The sequence below is a fragment of the Streptomyces johnsoniae genome (assembly GCF_031845565.1).
GTDB lineage: Bacteria > Actinomycetota > Actinomycetes > Streptomycetales > Streptomycetaceae > Streptomyces > Streptomyces johnsoniae.
This window is the reverse complement of sequence record NZ_JAVREV010000030.1, coordinates 18399-38660: the sequence shown is the minus strand read 5'-3', so window position 1 is coordinate 38660 and position 20262 is coordinate 18399. Positions and strand designations below refer to the sequence as shown.

The 20262-nt window shown below is 73.5% G+C and carries 15 protein-coding genes; 8 read left to right on the top strand and 7 right to left on the bottom strand.

Annotated features, from left to right (window positions below; all coding sequences use genetic code 11):
• Positions 1–194 precede the first annotated feature (194 nt).
• Both RM779_RS32670 and RM779_RS32665 read right to left on the bottom strand, forming a co-directional pair.
• Positions 195–1880, bottom strand: a complete 1686-nt coding sequence (locus RM779_RS32670) for an ATP-binding SpoIIE family protein phosphatase (RefSeq protein WP_311621422.1) — start codon at positions 1878–1880, stop codon at positions 195–197.
• Positions 1881–1993: 113 nt separating this feature from the next.
• Positions 1994–3358, bottom strand: a complete 1365-nt coding sequence (locus RM779_RS32665; RefSeq protein WP_311621421.1) for an NAD(P)/FAD-dependent oxidoreductase — start codon at positions 3356–3358, stop codon at positions 1994–1996.
• 226 nt (positions 3359–3584) lie between these two features.
• On the opposite strand from RM779_RS32665, the gene RM779_RS32660 reads away from it, so the two are divergent.
• Together RM779_RS32660 and RM779_RS32655 are read left to right on the top strand one after the other, a co-directional pair.
• Positions 3585–4277, top strand: a complete 693-nt coding sequence (locus RM779_RS32660; protein ID WP_311621427.1) for a TetR/AcrR family transcriptional regulator — start codon at positions 3585–3587, stop codon at positions 4275–4277.
• Positions 4278–4439: 162 nt separating this feature from the next.
• Complete coding sequence (locus tag RM779_RS32655) at positions 4440–6227, top strand: sigma-70 family RNA polymerase sigma factor (RefSeq protein WP_311621420.1); 1788 nt, start codon at positions 4440–4442, stop codon at positions 6225–6227.
• A gap of 112 nt (positions 6228–6339) precedes the next feature.
• Here RM779_RS32655 and RM779_RS32650 read toward each other — a convergent pair whose 3' ends face one another.
• On the bottom strand, positions 6340–7740 hold the full coding sequence (locus RM779_RS32650) for an FAD-dependent oxidoreductase (RefSeq protein ID WP_311621419.1): 1401 nt from the start codon (positions 7738–7740) through the stop codon (positions 6340–6342).
• Positions 7741–7925: 185 nt separating this feature from the next.
• A complete protein-coding gene (locus tag RM779_RS32645; RefSeq protein WP_311621418.1) occupies positions 7926–9998 on the bottom strand; it encodes an asparagine synthase-related protein in 2073 nt (690 codons plus the stop codon).
• 593 nt (positions 9999–10591) lie between these two features.
• On the opposite strand from RM779_RS32645, the gene RM779_RS32640 reads away from it, so the two are divergent.
• Both RM779_RS32640 and lhgO read left to right on the top strand, forming a co-directional pair.
• Positions 10592–12004 carry an MFS transporter gene (locus RM779_RS32640; protein WP_311621417.1) on the top strand — a complete coding sequence of 471 codons (1413 nt, stop codon included), beginning with the start codon at positions 10592–10594 and terminating at the stop codon, positions 12002–12004.
• 8 nt (positions 12005–12012) lie between these two features.
• Positions 12013–13221, top strand: a complete 1209-nt coding sequence (lhgO, locus tag RM779_RS32635) for an L-2-hydroxyglutarate oxidase (RefSeq protein WP_394813447.1) — start codon at positions 12013–12015, stop codon at positions 13219–13221.
• 26 nt (positions 13222–13247) lie between these two features.
• Here the strand turns inward: lhgO and RM779_RS32630 are convergent, their stop codons facing one another.
• Complete coding sequence (locus RM779_RS32630; protein ID WP_311621416.1) at positions 13248–14543, bottom strand: outer membrane protein assembly factor BamB family protein; 1296 nt, start codon at positions 14541–14543, stop codon at positions 13248–13250.
• Positions 14544–14736: 193 nt separating this feature from the next.
• Between RM779_RS32630 and trmB the strand changes: the two genes are divergently transcribed.
• Both trmB and RM779_RS32620 read left to right on the top strand, forming a co-directional pair.
• The gene (gene trmB / locus RM779_RS32625; protein WP_311621425.1) at positions 14737–15486 is read left to right on the top strand and encodes a tRNA (guanosine(46)-N7)-methyltransferase TrmB; all 750 of its coding nucleotides are present in this window, start codon (positions 14737–14739) and stop codon (positions 15484–15486) included.
• A 149-nt stretch (positions 15487–15635) separates the two neighbouring features.
• Positions 15636–16799, top strand: coding sequence for a PrsW family intramembrane metalloprotease (locus RM779_RS32620; protein ID WP_311621415.1), 1164 nt, complete (start codon positions 15636–15638; stop codon positions 16797–16799).
• A gap of 15 nt (positions 16800–16814) precedes the next feature.
• Here RM779_RS32620 and RM779_RS32615 read toward each other — a convergent pair whose 3' ends face one another.
• Positions 16815–17783, bottom strand: coding sequence for a hypothetical protein (locus RM779_RS32615; RefSeq protein ID WP_311621414.1), 969 nt, complete (start codon positions 17781–17783; stop codon positions 16815–16817).
• A gap of 132 nt (positions 17784–17915) precedes the next feature.
• On the opposite strand from RM779_RS32615, the gene RM779_RS32610 reads away from it, so the two are divergent.
• A complete protein-coding gene (locus RM779_RS32610; protein ID WP_311621424.1) occupies positions 17916–18584 on the top strand; it encodes a hypothetical protein in 669 nt (222 codons plus the stop codon).
• Here RM779_RS32610 and RM779_RS32605 read toward each other — a convergent pair.
• Positions 18539–19351, bottom strand: coding sequence for a hypothetical protein (locus RM779_RS32605; protein ID WP_311621413.1), 813 nt, complete (start codon positions 19349–19351; stop codon positions 18539–18541). The two genes, RM779_RS32610 and RM779_RS32605, sit on opposite strands and share 46 nt — an antisense overlap.
• Positions 19352–19557: 206 nt before the next feature.
• Between RM779_RS32605 and RM779_RS32600 the strand changes: the two genes are divergently transcribed.
• Positions 19558–20247, top strand: coding sequence for a hypothetical protein (locus tag RM779_RS32600; RefSeq protein WP_311621412.1), 690 nt, complete (start codon positions 19558–19560; stop codon positions 20245–20247).
• Positions 20248–20262: the final 15 nt, after the last annotated feature.

Here is a 20262-nt window from a genome sequence, read left to right as displayed (position 1 = left end):
CCCTCTCAGGACCCTCCGGGCGCTTCCCTTCGCTGTGTCCACCACTCTAGAAGCAATCCCCGCCGAATTCCAAATCCGGCTCCTGAGACCCCATTCCGGGCAAGCCGAAATAGACCCTCGCGGGCTCCAAGCAGTAGTGGAGTGCGCACTCTTCAAGAGCGCTCGGGCAACATTACGCGCCACGCCCAGGGCCGTCAACTTGAGCCCGGGAGGGCGAACTCCGCCCACACGGCCTTGCCGCCCTCGGGGAGGCGGCGGGCGCCCCACTCGGCCGCGATGGTGGCGACCACGGCGATGCCGCGGCCCGCCTCGTCGGCCGGCCGGGCCTGCTGGCGGCGGGGCAGATGCTCGTCGCCGTCCGTCACTTCGACGATGAGACGGCGGTCGGTGCGGCGCAGGCGCAGGCCCATGGGGGCGCGGCCGTGCTTCAGCGAGTTGGCGACCAGCTCGCTCGCCGCCAGCACCCCGAGCTCCCGCAGCTCCTCGGGGAACCGCCAGCTCGCCAGCACACCGTCGGCGAACGCCCGTGCCCGCGGGGCCGCCTCGATGCCGCCGAGGAGGTCGAGGGCCGCCCCGCGGAACAAGTCGGCCTCCTCTCCGTGGCGCTCGGGGCAGGACAGGACCAGCACGGCCACGTCGTCGTCGTGCTCCTCGGTGATGCCGAGGGCGCGCAGCAGCCGGTCGCACAGGATCTGCGGGCTGTCGGCCGCGCCGCCCATGGCGCGCTCCAGCGCGTCGAGCCCTTCGTCGATGTCCGCGTCGCGCCGTTCCACGAGGCCGTCGGTGCACAGCACCGCCGTCGAACCGGGGCCGAACGGAACGGTGCCGGAGGCGTGCACCCAGCCGCCGGTGCCCAGCGGCGGGCCGGTGGGCTCCGGGACCCGGTCGACCGTTCCGTCGGCGTTCCTGATGAAGATGGGCAGGTGGCCCGCCGAGGCGTGGGTGAGCGTGCCCTCGTTGGGGTCGTAGACCGCGTACAGGCACGTCGCGATCTGGGTGGAGTCGATGTCGATGGCCAGCCCGTCGAGCAGTTGCAGCACTTCGTGCGGCGGGAGGTCGAGGCGCGCGTAGGCGCGGACGGCGGTGCGCAGCTGGCCCATGACCGCCGCGGCGCGCACGCCCCGGCCCATGACGTCGCCGATCACCACCGCCGTGCGCCCCGCGCCGAGGGTGATCACGTCGTACCAGTCGCCGCCGACCGCGGCGTCCAGGCCGCCGGGCTGGTAAGTGGCGGCGACGCGCAGGTCGTCCGGCTGCTCCAGGCGCTGCGGCAGCAGGCTGCGCTGGAGGGTGACCGCGGCGGCGCGCTGCTGGCTCTCGCTCTCGCGCAGCCGTTCCGCGGCGACGACCTGGTCGGTGACGTCGGCGGCGAAGACGAGCACGCCGCGCTGCGCGGGCTTGCCGCCGGCGCCGGCCAGCTCGACGGGGGTGCAGGTGAAGGTGAAGTAGGTGTCGCGGCCGCCGCCGGGGACGGCGGAGGGGACGCTGCGGGACTTCAGGGTGCGCGGGGTGCCGCTGCGCTGGACCTGGTCCATGAGGGGCAGCAGGCCGATGCTCACCAGCTCGGTGAGGGCCTCGCGGGCGGGCTCGCCCGGCGTTCGCGGGCCGAAGAGTGCCGCGTAGGCGTCGTTGACATAGGCGACGCGGTGGTCGGAGCCGCACACGACGGCGACGGGCGCCTGGACGTGGCCGAGCAGCTCGTGCACCGCGAGCGCGTCTACGCCCCGGCCGCCGGCGGGCCGCCTCGACGCGGGCTCCTGGTGTTCGCCCGAGCGGGCCGCCGGCACGCCGCCGGGCTCCTCGGCCCGGCCGCGATCGGTGGCGGCGGCGTGGCGCCGCTGTGTTCCGGGCAGCCGGATACCCCAGCGCGTCAAATTCACAGCGTTCCGATCCGAATCGTTCTGGTCTCTATGTCTCTGGTTACGTCGTAAGTGTTTCCGCGTCTACGCTTCGCCGAGCGGCTGCCCACCCATGGTCACATGCCGGGCCGCGGTCATGTGTCTTCGGGGTGGCGCCGTGATCCCGCCGCCAGCTCGAACTCGGCACGTGGATGTTCGAGAGAGCCGAGTGAGACGATCTCACGTCTGAACAATCCCGCAAGGGTCCATTCCGCGAGTACGCGCGCCTTTCGATTGAACGTCGGCACGCGGCTGAGGTGATACGCGCGGTGCAGCAGCCAGGCGGGGAAGCCCTTCAGTCTTCTGCCGTAGATGCGCGCCACCCCCTTGTGCAGTCCGAGTGAGGCGACGGAGCCGGCGTTGCGGTGCCGGTAGTCGGCGGCCGGGCGGCCGCGGACGGCGGCCGCGATGTTGTCGGCGAGGCGGCGGGCCTGGCGTACGGCGTGCTGCGCGTTGGGGGCGCACAGGGCCGGCGGGTCGGCGGGCGGCGCGGTGAGGTCGGGCACGGCCGCGGCGTCGCCCGCGCTCCAGACGTGGTCGACGCCCTCGACGCGCAGGGTCGTCGTGCAGCGGACCCGGCCCCGGTCGTCGAGGGGGACGCCGCAGGCGGCGAGGACCGGATGCGGCTTCACGCCGGCGGTCCAGACGAGAGTGCGGGCCGGGTGCCGGGAGCCGTCGCTGAGGACGGCGGTGCGGTCCTCGCAGGATTCGAGACGGGTGCCGAGGCGTATGTCGATGTTGCGCCCGCGCAGCTCCCGCTGGGCGTATCTGCCCATCTCCTCACCCACCTCGGGAAGAATGCGGTCCGTTGCCTCGACCAGCATCCACTTCTGCTCCTCCGGGCGGATGTTGTGGTAGTAACGGCACGCGTAACGTCCCATGTCCTCCAGCTCCGCCAGAGCCTCGACGCCGGCGTAGCCGCCACCGACGAAAACGAAGGTCAGCGCGGCGGAACGGACCGCGGAGTCGCGGGTGGACGAGGCGATGTCGAGCTGTTCGAGGACGTGGTTGCGCAGGCCGATGGCCTCCTCGACGGTTTTGAAGCCGATACCGTGCTCCGCCAGACCGGGGACGGGGAGCGTGCGCGAGATGGAACCGGGAGCGAGCACCAACTCGTCGTAAGCGATCCGGAGCGGTTCGCCACCGGCTTCCTCGCCGGCCACCGTCCGCACGGAGACGGTGTGCCCTTCGGTGTCCACGGCGGTGACCGCGCCTGGCACGAAACGGCACTTGGCGAGCACGCGGCGGAGGGGGACGACAACGTGCCGGGGAGAGATGGACCCGGCCGCGGCCTCGGGAAGGAAGGGCTGGTAGGTCATGTACGGCTCGGGGCTGATCACGGTGATCCGGACGGTGCCGCGCCCCAGCTCACGCCTGAGTCTGCGCTGGAGGCGGTGTGCGGTGTACAGACCGACGTAGCCGCCGCCGGCCACCACGATGTGCGCGGGTTGCTTCGTCACCCGTCCATAAGGCACCTCCGGGACGCCGTTTGTCCACAGGCTGGACGGCGTGCTGCTCCGAACGGGGCGCCGGGGCGGGCACGGTGCGGGCCACACGGGCTCCTTCTCACTGTCAGTGCCCTCAACTATGTTCGTACTCGACACCAGCGGCGCGTCTTTTCGGGGGGCGTCCGCAACACCGGGGGAAATGAATATGCGGATCAAAGGGTCCGGGGACGGCGCGGATATGCCCTCCTCGGTGAAGCGGAGCCATGCCGAAGGGCGTGCCGGGAGTGCCGGAAGTGCCGGGACAAAAGCGCAGGGGTCTTTGCGGGTCGATGCGCAGCGCAATCTGCGGCATGTGCTGAGTGCGGCGCGGGATGTGTTCGGCGAGCAGGGCTATGGCGCGCCGATGGAGGAAGTCGCGCGCCGGGCGCGGGTCGGTGTGGGCACGGTCTACCGCCGTTTTCCGAACAAGGAGGCGCTGGTGCAGCACATCGCCGCCGAGGAGACGCGGCGGCTGACGGACCGGGCGCTGGAGGCGCTGGCTTGGGACGGTGAGCCGTGGAGTGCGCTGGCGGGTTTCGTGGAGCGGTCCGCCGCCTCGGGAGCGGGGCGACTGCTGCCGCCCGAGCTGCTGGCGGAGCAGGCACCGGCGGGCGGCCACCCGGCGGGGTCGTGGGGGCGGGTGCCGCAGCAGCGCGGTGCGGCGGCGGCCGAGGACGGGCGGGCCGGGACACGGGAGTTGCTCTCCGTCGTCGGTGAGCTGGTGGAGCGGACGCGTGCGGCGGGGGAGCTGCGGGCGGACGTGACGGTGGCCGATCTGATGCTGGTGATAGCCACGACGCCGCCGAGGTTCGACGATGCGGCGCGGCAGACGGCGGCGGAGTCCCGCCTGTTGCAGCTGCTGTTGCAGGGGCTGCGGGCCGGGGGGCGTTGACGCGGCGGTGACGCGGCGGTGACGTCGCGCCCTCGGCGCCCCTCGGACGAGTGGTTCTGGTCGAACTGCCGTGGTCGTGGGCCATTCGTGTGGCAGCCTGACCCTCGTCGCTGACACCGATGTACAACGAGGGCTAACGAGGGCTAACGAGGGCTTCGGTCTATGGGAGTTGAGGGGCAGGACGGCGGCTCCGACGAGTCCTTGGTGCCGCGGCAGCGCGTCAGGGCCGGGGAGGCGGGGGAGGCCGCGGATCTGGAGCTGGTCGAGCGGATGCGTCGTGGCCATTCCGAGGCGTACGACGAGCTGTACCGGCGCCATGCGGACGCCGTGCGCCGGTACGCGCGGACGTGCTGCCGGGACGCGGACACGGCCGACGACCTGACGAACGAGGTGTTCGCGGCCACCTTGCAGGCCGTGCGCGCGGGCGCGGGCCCGGAAACGGCCGTGCGGGCCTACCTGTTGACGTCGGTGCGCCGGGTGGCCGCCGACTGGGCGCGCACGGCCAGGCGCGAGCAGCTGGTGGAGGACTTCGCGGCGTTCGCGGTGTCGGCCGCCGCGGTGGTGCGTTCTGGTGGGGGCGCGCATGATCCGGGCGCGGACGTGCGGGCGATGCGCGCGGCGGAGCGTTCGATGGCGGTGCGCGCGTTCCGCAGCCTGCCGGAGCGCTGGCAGACGGTGCTGTGGCACACGGCGGTGGAAGAGGCGTCGCCGCGCGAGGTGGCGCCGCTGCTCGGGCTCACGCCGAACGCGACGGCGGTGCTCGCGCACCGGGCGCGGGAGGGGCTGCGGCAGGCGTTCCTCCAGGAGCACGTGAGCCGGGCGCTGCGGGACGGCGGGGAGTGCGGCCGGTACGCGGACCGGCTCGGGGCGTACACCAGGGGCGGGTTGCGGATGCGCGCGGAGCGGGGGCTGCGGAAGCACCTGGCGGAGTGCGCGAAGTGCGCGACGGCGGCGTCCGAGGTGCAGGACCTGAACACGCACATCGGTGTGGTGCTGCCGGTGGCGGTGATCGGCTGGTTCGCGGCGGAGTCCTCGGCGAAGGGCGTCGGGTTCCTGATGGGCACGGCGGGCGTCGGGGCGGCCGGTTCCGCCGCGGCGGCCGGCGGCGCGGGCGGTGGCGCGGCGTCCGAGGGGCTCGGCGCCCCGGTGAAGGCGGGGATCGCCTCGGGGGTGATGGCCACGGCGGTGGCGGCGGCCCTCGCGTTCGCGTTGATGGGCGGTGAGCCGGACGACGATCCGCAGGCCGTGGCTCCGCCGGACGAGAGGCCGGCCGATCCGGCGCCGCGGGAGCCCGCGCCGCCCGACCCGGGGCCTGATCCCGTTCCCGTTCCCGTTCCCGTTCCCGTTCCCGGGCCGGAGCCTGAGGCCCGGGAGCTGCCCGGGCCCGAGCCGAGTCCTTCGCCGGAGGAGCCGGCGCCCGAGCCCGAGCCGTCGCCCCCTGCGGAGCCGGAGCCGGCCCCGACGCCCGTGCCGCCGTCCCCCGCGGAGCCGGAGCCGGAGCCCGAGCCGGAGCCGCCGGCCGAGCCGTTCGAGTTACGGGAGCTGGCCTACGACGTGACGGGGAACGGGGAGGACCCGGCGGTGCGGCTGGTGGGCAGCAGTCCGATCTGGCAGCGCGACGAAGTGAGCATCAATGGGGAAGCGTTCTCGCACGGGATCACCGTTCAGGCACGTTCGTCGGTCACGATCGATCTGAACCGTTCGTGTCTCGCCTACGAGGCACGGGTCGGCCTGGACGATCTGACGCACGGCATCGGCGCGGCGGTGTTCCGCGTGGAGGGCGACGAGGAGGAGCTGTGGCGCTCCGAGGTGGTCGCCGGGCGGGAGGCGGCCGTGCCGTTGAACGTTCCGCTGGCGGGCGTGCGCACGCTGCGGCTGGTGGTGGAGCCGCAGGGCGTGCTTGGCGCGGCGGCACTGGCGAACTGGGCGGAGTCGGAGATTTTCTGCTAGGTCCTGTCCTATCCTGTCGATCTTGTCGGATCAGCCCGCGGCTCCCCCAGCCTGGCGGCTGGGGGAGTGCCGTAGCTGGCGTCGCGGGCCCGGCAAGATCGGCAGGACAGGGCTAGGTCGTGGCGGCCCGATCAGGCGGGGCTGCCCAGGCGAGGTGGCCGTCGGGCCGGACCAGAAGGTCGGCTTCGAGCCGGGTGGCGGAGACGACCTCGGTGACCGGGCCGCGCCAGGGGTGGCGTCCGGCCCGCCGTCCCCCCTTGCTGACGAGGACGAACCGGCCGCCGCGCAGTGCGGCGTACAGCCGTCCCCGTCCGGTCAGAGGCAGGTCGGGAACGCGGCGGCCGACGGCTGGATGTGCGCCGGGCGGGGCGGGGTAGCGGATGCCGATGCCCGCGACGGCGGCGGCGACCGGCTTCGGGGCCGGCCACCGGCCGGACAACCCGCCCAGCCTGGCCAGACGCAGGGCCCGCAGCCAGGGCGATGCCGTGAGCGCGGCCCGCATCAGGTCGCCGCTGCCGCGGATGACGCGGGCCGCGACGGGGTGCCGTTCGCGCTGGTAGCCGTCGAGTACTTCTGGCCCGGCGTGGCCGTGGAGGCCGGCGGCGAGCCGCCAGCCGAGGTTGGCGGCGTCCTGCAGGCCGGTGTTCATGCCCTGCGCGCCCGCGGGGGTGTGTACGTGCGCGGCGTCGCCGACCAGGAACACGCGGCCGATGCGGTAGCGGGCGACTTGCCGTTCATCGGCGCGAAACCGGGACAGCCAGCGCGTTTCGTGCATGCCGTAGTCGGTGCCGAAGACCCGGCGGAGCATCGTGCTCACATCCTCGGGATCGAGCGGTGCACCGGCCGGGCGGTCGTCGGCGCGATTCCAGGCGATCACGCGGTGCCAGCCGTCGCCGAAGGGCACGTGGAAGGCGAAGCCGCTGCGGTTCGCGTCGGAGCGCAGGACCGCGTCCGGGGGGGCGGTGAAGCGCACGTCGGCGAGCATCATCGACCGCACCGCGACCCTGCCGGGGAACGCCTCGCCCACCGCTTCGCGGACCGTCGAGTGGCTGCCGTCGGCGCCGACCAGGTAGCTCGCCCGCCACCGCTGGCCGGACGCCGTCGTGATCCGGACCCGGGCGTCGTCCTGGGACAGGCCGGTGACCTCCGTCCGCCACGCGAACCGGACGCCGGCGCGGATCGCCCGAGCGCGGAGAACGGCCTCCGTCTCGTACTGCGGTGTGATCAGCTGGTAGGGGAATCGGGTCGGCATGGGCGCGAAGTCGATCCAGAGCCGGCGATACAGCCGCATCGACGTGAGCCGGCTGCCGGTCGCCACCAGTTCGTCGGCGATTCCGCGGGCGTCGAACTGTTCCAGTGTGCGTGGCCCGACGACGAACGCCCTGGTGAGGTTGGACTGCTCCGGTCCGCGCCGGTCCAGGACCGCGACGTCGAAACCGGCCTCCGCCAGGTCCGCGGCCACGAACAGCCCGGCTGGGCCCGCGCCCACCACGATCACGTCCGCTGTCTCCATGGCTGTCCCACCTCATCAGTGTCAACGCCTGCCGCCTCGCATAGGCACCCACGCGCGAGGCAGGGGTCCGGCCACGGGCCGGGCCACGGGCAGGGCATGCCTTCAGCACTACCTGCCCAGGCCCTCCGCCGCAGCCCGACGACCCGCGCGGTGGCTTCCGCTCCGTTCGCGATCGCCGGCCCGGCTCAGGGGCTGACGCCGCTGGTGACGGCCCGCGGGTCGCGGTTGCCCTCGGCGGTCCAGCAGGACCCGCGGCGGGTGAGGAGGCGGCGGAGCCAGATCTCGGTGGAGACCAGCTCGGCCAGGCCGTCCAGCGGCAGCAGCTCGCCCTGGGCGGCGGCGCGGACGGCCTTGCGGACGACGCGGGCCTCGATGAGCCCGGCGTCGGCGAGCAGCGGTGCGTCGAACAGGCCGACGATATCGCTGACGTAGGCGCGCAGTCCGGACCGCACCGAGTCGGTGTGCGAGCCGTGGGTGGTGGCGCCCCAGCCGGGCGGCAGGCCGCGGACGCCGGCGCCGTCGAGGACGGTCCGCAGTACCTCGGCGCGCGCGCCGGGCTGCACGCGGAGGCTCTCCGGGAGCGCCTGGCAGGCGCGCACGACCTGATTGTCGTAGAACGGGGCGTGCAGCCGCTGGTGGCGGACCTCCGCGGCCTGTTCGAAGACGCGGTGGTCCGCGGCGTGTCTGGCGAGGACGGCGCGGGCCAGCTGCTCGCCGGGGCGGCCGGTGGTGGCGCCGCCTCGGGGGCGGGCGGCGACGGCTTCGAGGCGGATCGACACCTCGGCCAGGGCCTCCCCGGTGAGCCAGCGGGCCGCGGGTCCTGGCCGGCACCAGGACAGCGCGGCCAGGGAGGCGCCGAGCGCGCCGTCGGTCGGGGCGGTCTCGTCGATGGGGCCGCGCAGCAGGACGGCGGCGCCGGCCAGGCCCTCGGGGTAGGAGGTGCGGGCGAGGCGGCGGGCGGCGCGGTAGACGGTGAACGGCACCCGCATCGCGCGGCTGCCGCCGCCGCTGGCCTTGGCCAGCGCCGTGACGGGCCGCAGGAGGTGGCGGCGCCTGCGGTCCAGGAGCAGGTCGGCGAGGCGGGCCGGGTGGGCGTCGAGGACCTGGCGGGCGCCGTGGCCGGTGAGGTGGTCGGCGCTGCCCGCGGCGAGCCGGTGGCGGTGGCGTGCCGCGGTGACCAGGGCGGGACCCGGCTCGTCGGTGAGCGGCCCGTTCTCCAGCTCGGCGTAGGGCAGCGCCTCCTCGCCCGCGGCGACGACGACGTGGTGCAGGCGCGGGTTCTCGGCGATGATCCGGGCGCGGTCGAGCTCGGCCGCGCCCGCTCCGCCGGCGGCGGTGCCCGCGGCGGTCAGGTCGTTGAACGTGACGGCGAGCAGCCGTTCCCCGGCGAGGGTGGCGCCCGTGCCGTAGACGGTGCCGGGCATGCCGGGCAGTCCGGCGGCGAGCAGGGCGAGGGTCGCGGAGGCGCTGCCGCCGGAGAGGTCGGCGCCGACGCCGGGGGCGGGCTCCGGCCCGACGCGGGCGGCGCGGCGGTCGGCGGGGCCCATGCCGGGAACGGGGCCCGCGTCGCGCGCGGGGGCGTGCCGGGGGGCGGCGAGGCGGGTGCGGACGGCTTCGACGAGGGCGTCGCGGACGCCGGCCACGGCGGCCTCGCGCTCGACGGGTGGCGCGGCGACGACGAGCGGCGCGGTGGGCTCGTAGCCGAGGACGTCGCGGCTGCCGCCCTCGCGCAGCCGCAGGGCGTGGCCGGGCGGGACGCGGCGGACGCCGCGGTAGGGGGTGCCGTCGCCGACGGCCTCCGGCGCTTCGGGGCAGGCGAGTCGGGCGGCGAGGTGGGCGACGTCGAGCTGGGCCTCGGTGAGGTCGGCCAGCGGCAGTGCCGCGGTGGCGTACGCGGTGCCGCCGGCCCATGCGGTGTGGAACACCGGCCGGGTGCCCGCCAGGTCGGCGGGGATGACGGTGCGGCGGCCGAAGCGGGCGACGGCGGTGTAGCTGCCGGGCCAGGTGGTCAGCTGGCGCAGGGCGCCGGCGCGGGCGGCCACCAGGGAGCGGCGGAGCGTTTCGTCATCGGCGCCGCAGTAGCCGAACACGGCGAGGTGCGTGTCACCGTCGGCGTAGACGAGCCGGATCTCGTCCGGCCGCCAGTCGCCGACGGCCCACAGGGGATCGGGGCCCTCCCACAGGAGATGGGCGCCCAGGGGCTGGATTTCTCGGGCAGCGCTGGCAGCGGCCCCGGCCCACCCGACCAACCACCGCATCGCCGCCTCCCCACTGAGAAACCACGGACCGCCGCCTGGGTGTGTGCTGACAGGCCCATGCTGCCACGGGACCGGCGGGAACGGGGCATGACGGGGGAGTAGTTCGCCCGCGTGGCGAACTACCCGGTGTGCCGGCCGAGTTTCCTGGGGCTGAAGGGACGACGTGCAGAAAACCGGCGTTTTTTGGCCAAAGTCTGGCCGAGGAACAGCTCATGGCGCGGCTGCCCCGGGGCAGAAGGTCTGTGGTCCGGGAGACGCTGGCCGCCTCCCGGACCAGGCCGCCGTCCGCGGGGAATGAGACGGCGGCTTCCCCCGGCCCGCCGTATCCATCAGGACAGCGGGCCGACCCACGCGGTTCCCATCGAAGCGGCCGGGCCCGGCACTGCCCAGAGCGCACGGCCGGGCGCACGGCCACATGCCCGGAGCACAATCCCGGATCGGGGAAGCGCTCGTACGCATGTACGGTCATAAATCCGCCATCCGGGATTCACCCCCTTAACCGTCAGCAGGCGCCGAACTACGCTGGGTTGGTGGAGGTACGGAAAGCCCTGTGCTGGTCGCAGGGCTGCCGTTGGTGTGTCAGGGGTGCGCGCATGTCCAAGGAGCCACGCGGGCCGAACGAGAAGCTAGGTGCGGTTCTCGCTCTTGCGGGAATCAGCAATGCCGGACTCGCCCGCCGGGTCAACGACCTCGGCGCACAGCGGGGATTGACACTGAGATATGACAAGACGTCGGTTGCCAGGTGGGTGACCAAGGGCATGGTGCCGCAGGGCTCCGCGCCTCACCTGATCGCCGCCGCCATCAGCAGCAAGCTCGGCCGTCCCGTGCCGCTGCACGAGATCGGGCTCGCCGACACCGACCCGGCCCCCGAAGTGGGCCTGGCCTTCACGCGCGACGTGCCGGGGGCGGTGGACTCGGCCACCGAGCTGTACCGGCTTGATGTCGCCCCCGGCAAGGGCATCTGGCAGACGCTCGCGGGCTCGTTCGCGGTCACCGCCTACGCCATGCCCGTGTCGCGCTGGCTGATAAGCCCGGCGGACGCCTCGGTCGCGCGGCAGGCGCCCGCGCCGCCGAAGGAGGGCGGCTTCGGCCGCGTCGGGCACTCCGATGTCTCCAAGCTGCGCGAGGCCGCGGAGGAGGCGCGCCGCTGGGACTCCAAGTACGGCGGCGGGGACTGGCGTTCCTCGATGGTGCCCGAGTGCCTGCGGACGGACGCCGCCCCGCTGCTGCTGGGAAGTTACAGCGACGAGGTCGGCCGTTCCCTGTTCCGGGCCACCGGGGAGCTGACCCGGCTGGCCGGCTGGATGGCGTTCGACACCGGCCAGCAGGAGGCCGCGCAGCGCTACTACATCCAGGCCCTGCGGCTGGCGCGGGCCGCCGCGGACGTGCCGCTCGGCGGGTACGTGCTGGCGTCCATGTCGCTCCAGGCCATCTACCGCGGCTTCGCCGAGGAGGGCGTGGACTTAGCCCAGGCCGCCCTGGAGCGCAACCGCTCGCTGGCCACGGCCCGCACCATGAGCTTCTTCAAGCTGGTCGAGGCCCGCGCCCTGGCCAAGGCGGGCGACACGGCCGGCTGCGAGTCCGCGCTGAACGCCGCGGAGGGCTGGCTCGAACGTTCCCGGGACGGCGACGGCGATCCCGGCTGGCTCGACTTCTACTCGTACAACCGGCTCGCCGCCGACGCCGCCGAGTGCTACATCGACCTCGGCGTGCCGGGCCAGGTGCGGCGCTTCACCGAGAAGGCGCTGTCGGAGCCGACCGAGGAGTTCGTCCGTTCCCATGGGCTGCGCCTCATCGTGGCCGCGGTCGCCGAGCTTGAGGAGGGCAATCTGGACGCCGCCTGCGCCGCGGGGGCGCGCGCCGTGGAGGTCGCGGGGCGCATCTCCTCGGCGCGCACGACGGACTACGTGCGCAACCTGCTGCTCCGTCTCGCGCCCTACGGAGACGAGCCGCTGGTCAAAGAGCTTCAGGAGCAGGCCCGCCCGCTCCTGACCGCTCCGGCATGATGTGACACATGACACTGGCAGGGTACGACTGCGATGTGCTCGTGATCGGCGGCGGCATCGTCGGCCTGTCCACCGCCCATGCGCTGCGCGCAGCCCGGCCCGGTCTGCGGGTGACGGTGCTGGAGAAGGAGCCGGCGCCCGGCCGCCACCAGACCGGGCGCAACAGCGGCGTCATCCACAGCGGTGTGTACTACCGGCCCGGGTCGCGCAAGGCGCGCTTCGCGGTGCGCGGGGCGGCCGAGCTGCTCAAGTTCTGTGCGGAGCACGGCATTCCGCATGCGGTGCCGGGCAAGCTGATCGTCGCCACCGAGCCCTCGGAGCTGCCCCGGCTGCACGAGTTGGCGCAGCGCGCCCGCCGCAACGGGGTGCCCGTGCGGGAGCTCGGCACGGCGCAGATCCTCCAGCACGAGCCGGCGGTGCGCGGTATCGCGGCGCTGCGGGTGGAGTCCACCGGGCAGTGCGACTTCGCCGCCGTGGCAAGGGAGCTGGCCCGGCTGGTCACGCTGCGGACGAACGCCGAGGTGGTCGCCGTCGACCGGCGCCTGGGCCGCGGGGTCGCCGTACGGACGGCGCGCGGCGAGGTGCTGCGGGCGCGCGCCCTGGTCAACTGCGCCGGTCTGCACAGCGACCGGATCGCGCGCCTCGCGGGGGACGAGCCGGGCCTGCGGATCGTGCCGTTCCGCGGGGAGTTCTACCGGCTGCGGCCCGAACGGGCCTGGCTGGTGCGGGGGTTGGTGTACCCGGTGCCCGACCCCGCGTTCCCCTTCCTCGGCGTGCATCTGACGGCGGGACCCGACGGTGAGGTCCACATCGGGCCGAACGCGGTGCCCGCGCTGGCGCGCGAGGGCTACGACTGGCGCACGGTGCAGGCGCGCGAGCTCGCGGACACGGTCGCGTACCCCGGCGTGTGGCGCATGGCGCGGCGGCACTGGCGCTACGGCGCGGGCGAGATGCACCGTTCGCTCTCCCGGCGCGCCTTCGCCGCCGCCGTGCGCCGCCTGCTGCCCGAGATCACGGAGGACGACCTGCTGCCCGACCGGGCGGGCGTCCGCGCCCAGGCGGTGCTGCCGGACGGCACGCTGGCGGACGATTTCGAGTTCGCCGAGGGGCCGCACACGGTCCATGTGCTGAACGCCCCGTCCCCGGCCGCCACGGCCTGCCTCCCGATCGGCCAGGAGGTCGCCGCGCGCCTGCTGGCGTCGACCCCGCTGGACTGACGACCGGGCGGCCGCAAGCGGGCCGTTCAGCGTTCGAAGGCGCGCAGCCGCAGGCCCGTGGTGCCGTCACGTTCGACCGGGGCCAGCACGTAGAGCTGGTTCGCGTCCCAGGCGACGTGCCGGGTGTCCGCCGCGCGGCGCGGGTCGAGGGGGAGCGTGCCGACGGGGGTGTCCGCGCCGGTGGCCGGGTCGAGGCGCAGCAGGCGCAGCAGCCCCGCCCCGCTGTCGGAGTGGCCGAGGACCGGCTCGCCCGTGGCGTCCACGCCGTACAGCTCGGTGTTCTCCGGCAGCTCGGCCTGCCACAGCCGCTCCCCGCCGACGAGCCCGTAGCCGGTGAACGAGGTGCTGCTGTACCGCGTGACCAGCGCCTCGCCCGCGACGGCGGACACGCGCGGGTTCAGCTCGACCGCGGGCAGGCGCCACAGCTCGTCCCCGGTCTCCGAATAGGCCACCACCTCGTGGTCCTGGAGGAGCAGCACCGGGTCGCCCGCCAGGATGCCGGTGACGGCGAATCCGGCGTCGGCGGCCGGGTGCGTCCACTCCAGCTGGCCGGTGTCCGCGTGGTAGACGCTCAGCTCCGGCGCGTCGTCGCAGCGGGTCAGGACGGCGATACGCGAACCCGCGTGGTGGACGTTCACCGTCTCGCGGCCGCTGACACAGTCCCAGGCGGAGTCCTCCGGCGGCGCTGGCAGCGGCAGTTCCTCGCCGGTGTCGGCCGCGAAGCGGTGGAACGCGCCGACCGTTCCTGCCGCGTCGAGATTGACGGTGACCGTCTGCTCGCCGACCGTGACCGTCGTCTCCTCGGCCGTGACCGGCCCGCCGAACCGTTCCGACCACAGCAGGTCGCCGGTCGCCGTGTCGAGTACGCCGAGGACCGAGCAGCCCTCCTCGCCCGCGCCCGCGGTCCACAGGACCGCGCCGGTGCCCGCGGAGTTGATCGTGTCCGCCGCGGCGCACGGCCGGCCCGCGCCGGGCGGGGCCTCGGCCGCCCACAGCCGCTCGCCGTCGACCGTTCCGTACCCGGTCACGCCGGCGGTCGAGACCAGCGTGACCGTGTCCTCGTGCACCCACAGGCGCGTCGCGCGCGCCCCCACCCCGTCGATGGCCGCGGCGACGGCGGGCGCCCGCCACACCTCCGCCAGCTCCCCCGGCCGGCTGCTGGGCGCGGTGCTGGTGGCGGCCACCAGGTCGTCCGCGTCGTCGATGGCCTGACCGCCGCCGTCCTCGCGGCTGAAAACCACCACCCACACCGTGAGCAGCGCGAGCAGCAGCACGGCCACGGGCAGGGCGATCAGCCCGGTCCTGCCCTCGCCTTCCGCCATGGCGTATCCCCCGAAGTCCCCCGAGTCACAGACGAGTGGTCGTCCCTGGCCGCCGTTGGCCATCCATCATGTGGTCAACGAGTCCGACGTCGCACGGCCACGGTCCGGTTCCGCTCCGAATCGCCGTAAACTCGGACGCATTGTGACCGACTTCGACAGCCGCCTTACCCTTCCCACGTCCGAACGCCCCCGGATGTTCCCGCCGGGCGCGGGTCCGGCCGCCGACCCCGCCGGCGACCGGCACGAGCGGACCATCCGCAGCTTCCAGCCGCGGCGCAGCCGCGTCACGGCCGCGCAGCGCGACGCACTGCTGCGTCTGTGGCCGCGCTGGGGCCTGGAGATCGACGGGGACGGGCCGCTGGACCCGGCGGCGCTGTTCGGCGGGCTGCCCGTGGTGCTGGAGATCGGCTTCGGCATGGGCGAGGCCACCGCCGAGATGGCCGCGGCCGACCAGGGCACCGGCATCCTCGCCGCCGACGTGCACACCCCGGGGCAGGGCAACCTGCTGCGCCTCGCGGAACGGGCCTCGCTGACGAACGTGCGGGTCGCGAACGGCGACGCCGTCATCCTGCTGCGCGAGATGCTGCCGCCGGCCTCGCTCGCGGGCGTGCGGGTCTTCTTCCCCGACCCGTGGCCGAAGACGCGGCACCACAAACGGCGGCTGGTGCAGCCGGAGTTCGTGGAGCTGGCCGCCCTGGCGATGGCGCCGGGCGCCGTCCTGCACTGCGCGACGGACTGGGAGCCGTACGCGGACTGGATGCGTCAGGTGCTCGACGCGAGCCCGTCGTTCCGCAATGCCGCGCCCGACGGCCCGGACGGCTTCGCGCCGCGGCCGCGGGAACGGCCGCTGACGCGCTTCGAACGCCAGGGCCTCACCAAGGGCCACCCGGTCCGCGATCTGCTGTACCGCCGCCTCGGCGGGCCGGGGGACGGGCGCGCCTGAAAGGTGCGGGGGCCGCGCCCGGGGCGCGCGGCTCACCGGCCGTTCCCCGGCGGCCCGTTCCCCGGCGGCCCGTTGCCGGGCGGCGCGTGGCAGCGCGTTCCCACGGCTGGCCTGTCCGTGGGCGAACGCCAGGCCGTAGAGTCATCGGCGTGCGCCCCTCACGCTCCCCCGCCGTCCTCTTCGGCGTGCCGCTGGTGTTGTGCGGCCTGGCCGTCATGGTCATGGTGTGGCGGGAGGCCGGCGCCGCGGGCTTCTGGGGCGGCTTCGGACTCGCCCTGCTGCCCGTGCCGTTCCTGATCGGCGCGTTCCACTGGGTCGACGCGCTGGCGCCGCGCCCCTGGCGCACGCTGGCGTTCGCCTTCGGCTGGGGGGCGTGCGCGGCAACGCTGTTCGCGCTCCTGGCGAACGGGCTGCTGGTCGAGTTGCTGACCGACGAGACGGCATCCCTGCGCACCTCGCAGGCCGACCGGCTCGAACTGACCGTCATCGCGCCCGTCGTCGAGGAGACGGCGAAGGCGGCGGCGGTGCTGCTGCTGTTCCTCCACCGCCCCCGCGCGTTCCACGGCGTGCTGTCCGGCATCGTCGCGGGCGGCCTCGCGGGCGTGGGCTTCGCGTTCACCGAAAATGTCGTATACCTGGCCAACGCCGTCGCCCGCGACCAGCTCGAAGGCGTCGGCGGCGTCGACTCGGCCACCACCGTGACGTTCTTCGTTCGCATCGTCGTGGCGCCATTCGCTCACCCCATGTTCACCGTGCTGACCGGCGTCGGCTTCGGCCTCGCGGTGACGTGGGCGCGGCACCGCCCCGCCTGGCGGCGGGCGCTGCCGGCCGCCGGACTCGCCGCGGCCATGGTGCTGCACTCGGCGTGGAACGCGTCCGCGTCGATGAGCCTGGTCGGCTTCGGCCTCGTCTACGTGCTGCTGATGCTGCCGGTCTTCTGCCTGATGTGCTGGCTGGCCGCCTGGGCCAGGGACGAACAGCTGCGGGCCGTGCGCAGGACGCTCCCCAAGTACGCGGCGGCCGGCTGGTTCGCCGAGGCCGAGCCCTCCGCACTCGGCTCGCTGCGGTCCCGCTCGCTGTCGCGGCAGCTGGCACGCCAGCGGCACGGCTCCGCCGGGCTGCGGGCCGTCGTCGCCTACCAGGGCGCGGCCACCGCGCTGGCCGTGCTGCGCGACCAGGCCGAACGAGGCACCGTGGGCTCCGACTTCGCCACCATGGAACGCGCACTCCTGCTGCGCCTCGGCCGCCACCGGCCGCTGGCCGCTGAGCCCGTCAGAACGGCCGCCGCCACCGCGGGCGGGCGCGCCCGGTGACGCGCTGAGCGGCCGTCAGCGCAGAGAGATCCGCATGCCGTCGCGGCGCCGCGCGTGTCCCAGGACCCACTGGCGCTCCTCCGCGCGCAGTTGCCCCGGCTGCGTAAAGCCCACGAGGTCGATCCGCGGGCTGACGTCGAGGAAGTCGAGCAGCCGCGCCACGACGAACGCGGTGCTCGGATCGGCCGCCCAGCGGACCTCGCCGATCAGCGCCGGGTCGCGGACCGGACGGCTCAGCGACCGGTCGCCCACGTACGCCTGCGCGCCCGGCACCAGGCGCTGCCGGATCGCCGCGCGCCACTGCGCTGGCTGCTCGCCGAAGACGAGGCGCGTCCGCGCCCGCCGCCGCCAGCCGGGGCCGCCGCTGCGGTGGGAGACGGCGTGCACGTCGACGCGTTCGCCGGTGCCGTCCTGATGCGTCTGGAACGAGTCCACGCGGATCACGACGTCATAGCCGTCGATCCGCCCGCCGAGCCCGCTCGCCGCGATGTCCTCACCGTTGGCCACCACGCACACGCCGCGCCCGGCCAGCTGCGTGCGGAACGCCGCCACGCCGATCGGCTCGCCGCCGTCGAACGGCAGGTCGTCCAGCCGCTCCCCCGCCAGCGCGGCGTACCTGCCGTGCGCGTGCACCGCCTCCGCCGCCCGGCCGTCCGCCTCCAGCGCCTGCGCCCGCAGCCGCCAGGCACCCTCCGACGAGGCGCGCAGCGCCACCCCGGAATCCGCGATGCGGCGGGCCAGGCGCACCTCGCCGGCGTCGAGCGCGAGCCGCCCGACGTTCAGCAGGGCATCGAGGGAACGTTCACGCGAGGGTTCGTACGCGGTGTGTTCGGCGACGAGTGTGCCGATGGCGGCCACCAGCTTGGTGTGCTCCGGCGCCGCCACGTCGTCAAGCGCGGCGAGATAGCCCGCGCACTCCCGTACGCACGCGGTGGTGAGATCCTCGGCGCGTGCGACGCTTCCAGGGCGCAGCCTGACCTTCATGCGTCAGAGAGTGCCCCGCCGGCGGGCTCGGGACATGACTCGCAGGCACCGGTCAGGTGAACGTTGCCTGTCTAGCGCTTCGTCCGAACCGACCGTAGTGTTCCCCTCACACTACGCGTGGGTTGGAGCGCGATGTTCACCGAGTACGAGTTGCAGCTCCGGGAGCGCTTTCTCGCCGCCCCCGTCACCCCGGCCCCGCCGCCCTGGCAGGCGGTATTCCGTCCCCGCACGGGCCTGCCGATCGGCGGTCTGCTCGGCATCGGGTTCGCCGCGCATCCGCAGGAGAGCCACGACCTGATCATGGTGATCTCACAGGGCGGCCACGGGGTGTTCGACACCGTCACCGGCGCGCTCCTGGCCCGGGACCGCGACCCGGACGCCGACATCTGCGACCCCACCGGCCCGTTCCTGACCTGCCCCGGCATCGGCCCGCTCACCGGCACGCAGGTGCGGATCGCGGGCCTGCACGGCGGGGGCCTGCACTCGACGACCGAGGACGGCTGGTCCATCGACGTCGTCAGCCCGGACTGGCCCCACCACCGCGTCCTGCTCTCCGCCGACGGCGGCCTGTGCCACGGCCCGGCCGGCGGCGACTGGTGGCTGATCCACCACGCCACCCACGCCCCCCTCCGCACCACAGGCTTCTCCCCCAGCGGCCACACCCTGGCCGTGGCCACAGGCACCCACCTGACCCTGCTGACCCGGGTGCCCTCCGGGCCGTTGGGGCACGCACCGGCGCCGACCATCTCGTGCAGTCAGCCAGAAACGGCATCCAGCAGAGCGCCGGCATCCTCAGCCTGACCGAGCAAGATCAATTCCCGGGCGGCCTGCATCACGTGGCGCCCGTCACGTTCACGGGCCGCCATGCGGATCAGCGTGTCTGCCAGTTCCCTACGCCGCTGCCGCAGCAGGCTAACGGCTGCGGCGCTCTCCATCGGGGTCATTACCTGGACACTTTCCTGCAGGAGGGACACCAAAGCGTCCTTGTCGCCTTCCTGGTGCAGCTGTTCTGCCCTGGCGCTCACCTGTGCGGCAACCTGATGGGCGGCAGCCCGGTCCTTCATCTCCCCGGCCGCCCCAACGGCCTGCCGATCCTTCCCCGGCGGGGGGACCGGCAGGTGAGGCGCCGCCTCACTTGACGCGGTGGAGACGGCGGCACTCGCCGACAAGCCGACCGGGGGCCGCTCTGGAGAGGGAGCTGCCTCCCCAAGGCGGCGCATCTCACAGCGCCCTTCACGGCAGCTGCGGCGCTGGGACCGATCCGCCGCGTCGTACAGCTTCCGCAGGTCGCCCCGGGACAGGCCGACGTCAGCTGGCCAGACAGCCTTAGCAGCTGCGTTGAAGAGGGTTGTGCAGAAGAAAAAATGCGGAAGTTCTCTGCCGTTGAGGTAGCGGGACAGCTGCGATTTATGCATGCGGGGATAGCCGAGTCCGGCAAGCAGCTCGGCAGCCGCCTCCTGCCTCGGGACGCCGAGGTGACCGTACAGGTGGCATAAGGCTTCGGCCAGCCTCCGTTCACCCTCGGGCAAATCTTTGCCGATCTTCGTGCCTACCTGCCCTGACCGCACCACTGCCCACCTTTCCGTTTCGCCCCGACCGCCGTCCATTGTGCCAACCGAACGGTGCTGACTGCGGCGGTGTTGACGACTTTAGTCTCAACACCCTGCGACGGTGGACTGTCAACAAGCGAGCACGGAAAATGGGAGGCCATCAGAAGCCCGGCGAGCAGACGGCACGCGGGGCACGGACCGCAGCACCAGAAAGTGGCGGGCTCATGACATTGCCGTCATGGCAGAACGAAGGATTCGGCGGAAAGATCCGCGCGGCGCTGTGGCTGGAAACGGAGGTCGGGCTAGGCAACACGTTCACCAAGACACAGCTTCGGGCGGCGTTCCCTAACGTGGCGCAGATCGACCGGCGGCTGCGCGACCTCCGCGACTACGGCTGGCAGATCCACACGAGCCGGGACGACGCCTCCCTTAACCAGGACGAGCAGAGATACGCCCACAGAGGGGCAGAAGTATGGATTCCCGGCCAGGTCAAGACACCTCAGCACAAAAACAGCCTGACCGCCCAGCAGCGCACAAAGGTTATGCAAGCGGATGATTTTCTGTGCCGCACTTGCGGAATCGGCGCGGGAGAGTCCTACGACGACAGCATCGACCAGGCCCAGCTGAACGTGACGCGGCGCCCCGTGCGCCTGACGGACGGAACGATCGGACATCAGCTCGTCACGGAATGCAAGCGATGCCGTTCGGGCGGTAGTGGCACCGACGTTGACCTCGGTGAACTGCTGGCGATGGTCGAGGCGCTCGGACCACTCGAGTGCAAGGTACTTGCCGGATGGATCAAAGCCGACCGCCGTTCCCGCAGCGCCCTTGAGAAGCTTTGGGGCAACTACCGGGGCCTGCCAGAGGAATCACGCAGAGCAGTCGAGCAGGCTCTGACAAGTGGACAGCAGTAGAAGGAGCAGGGAATC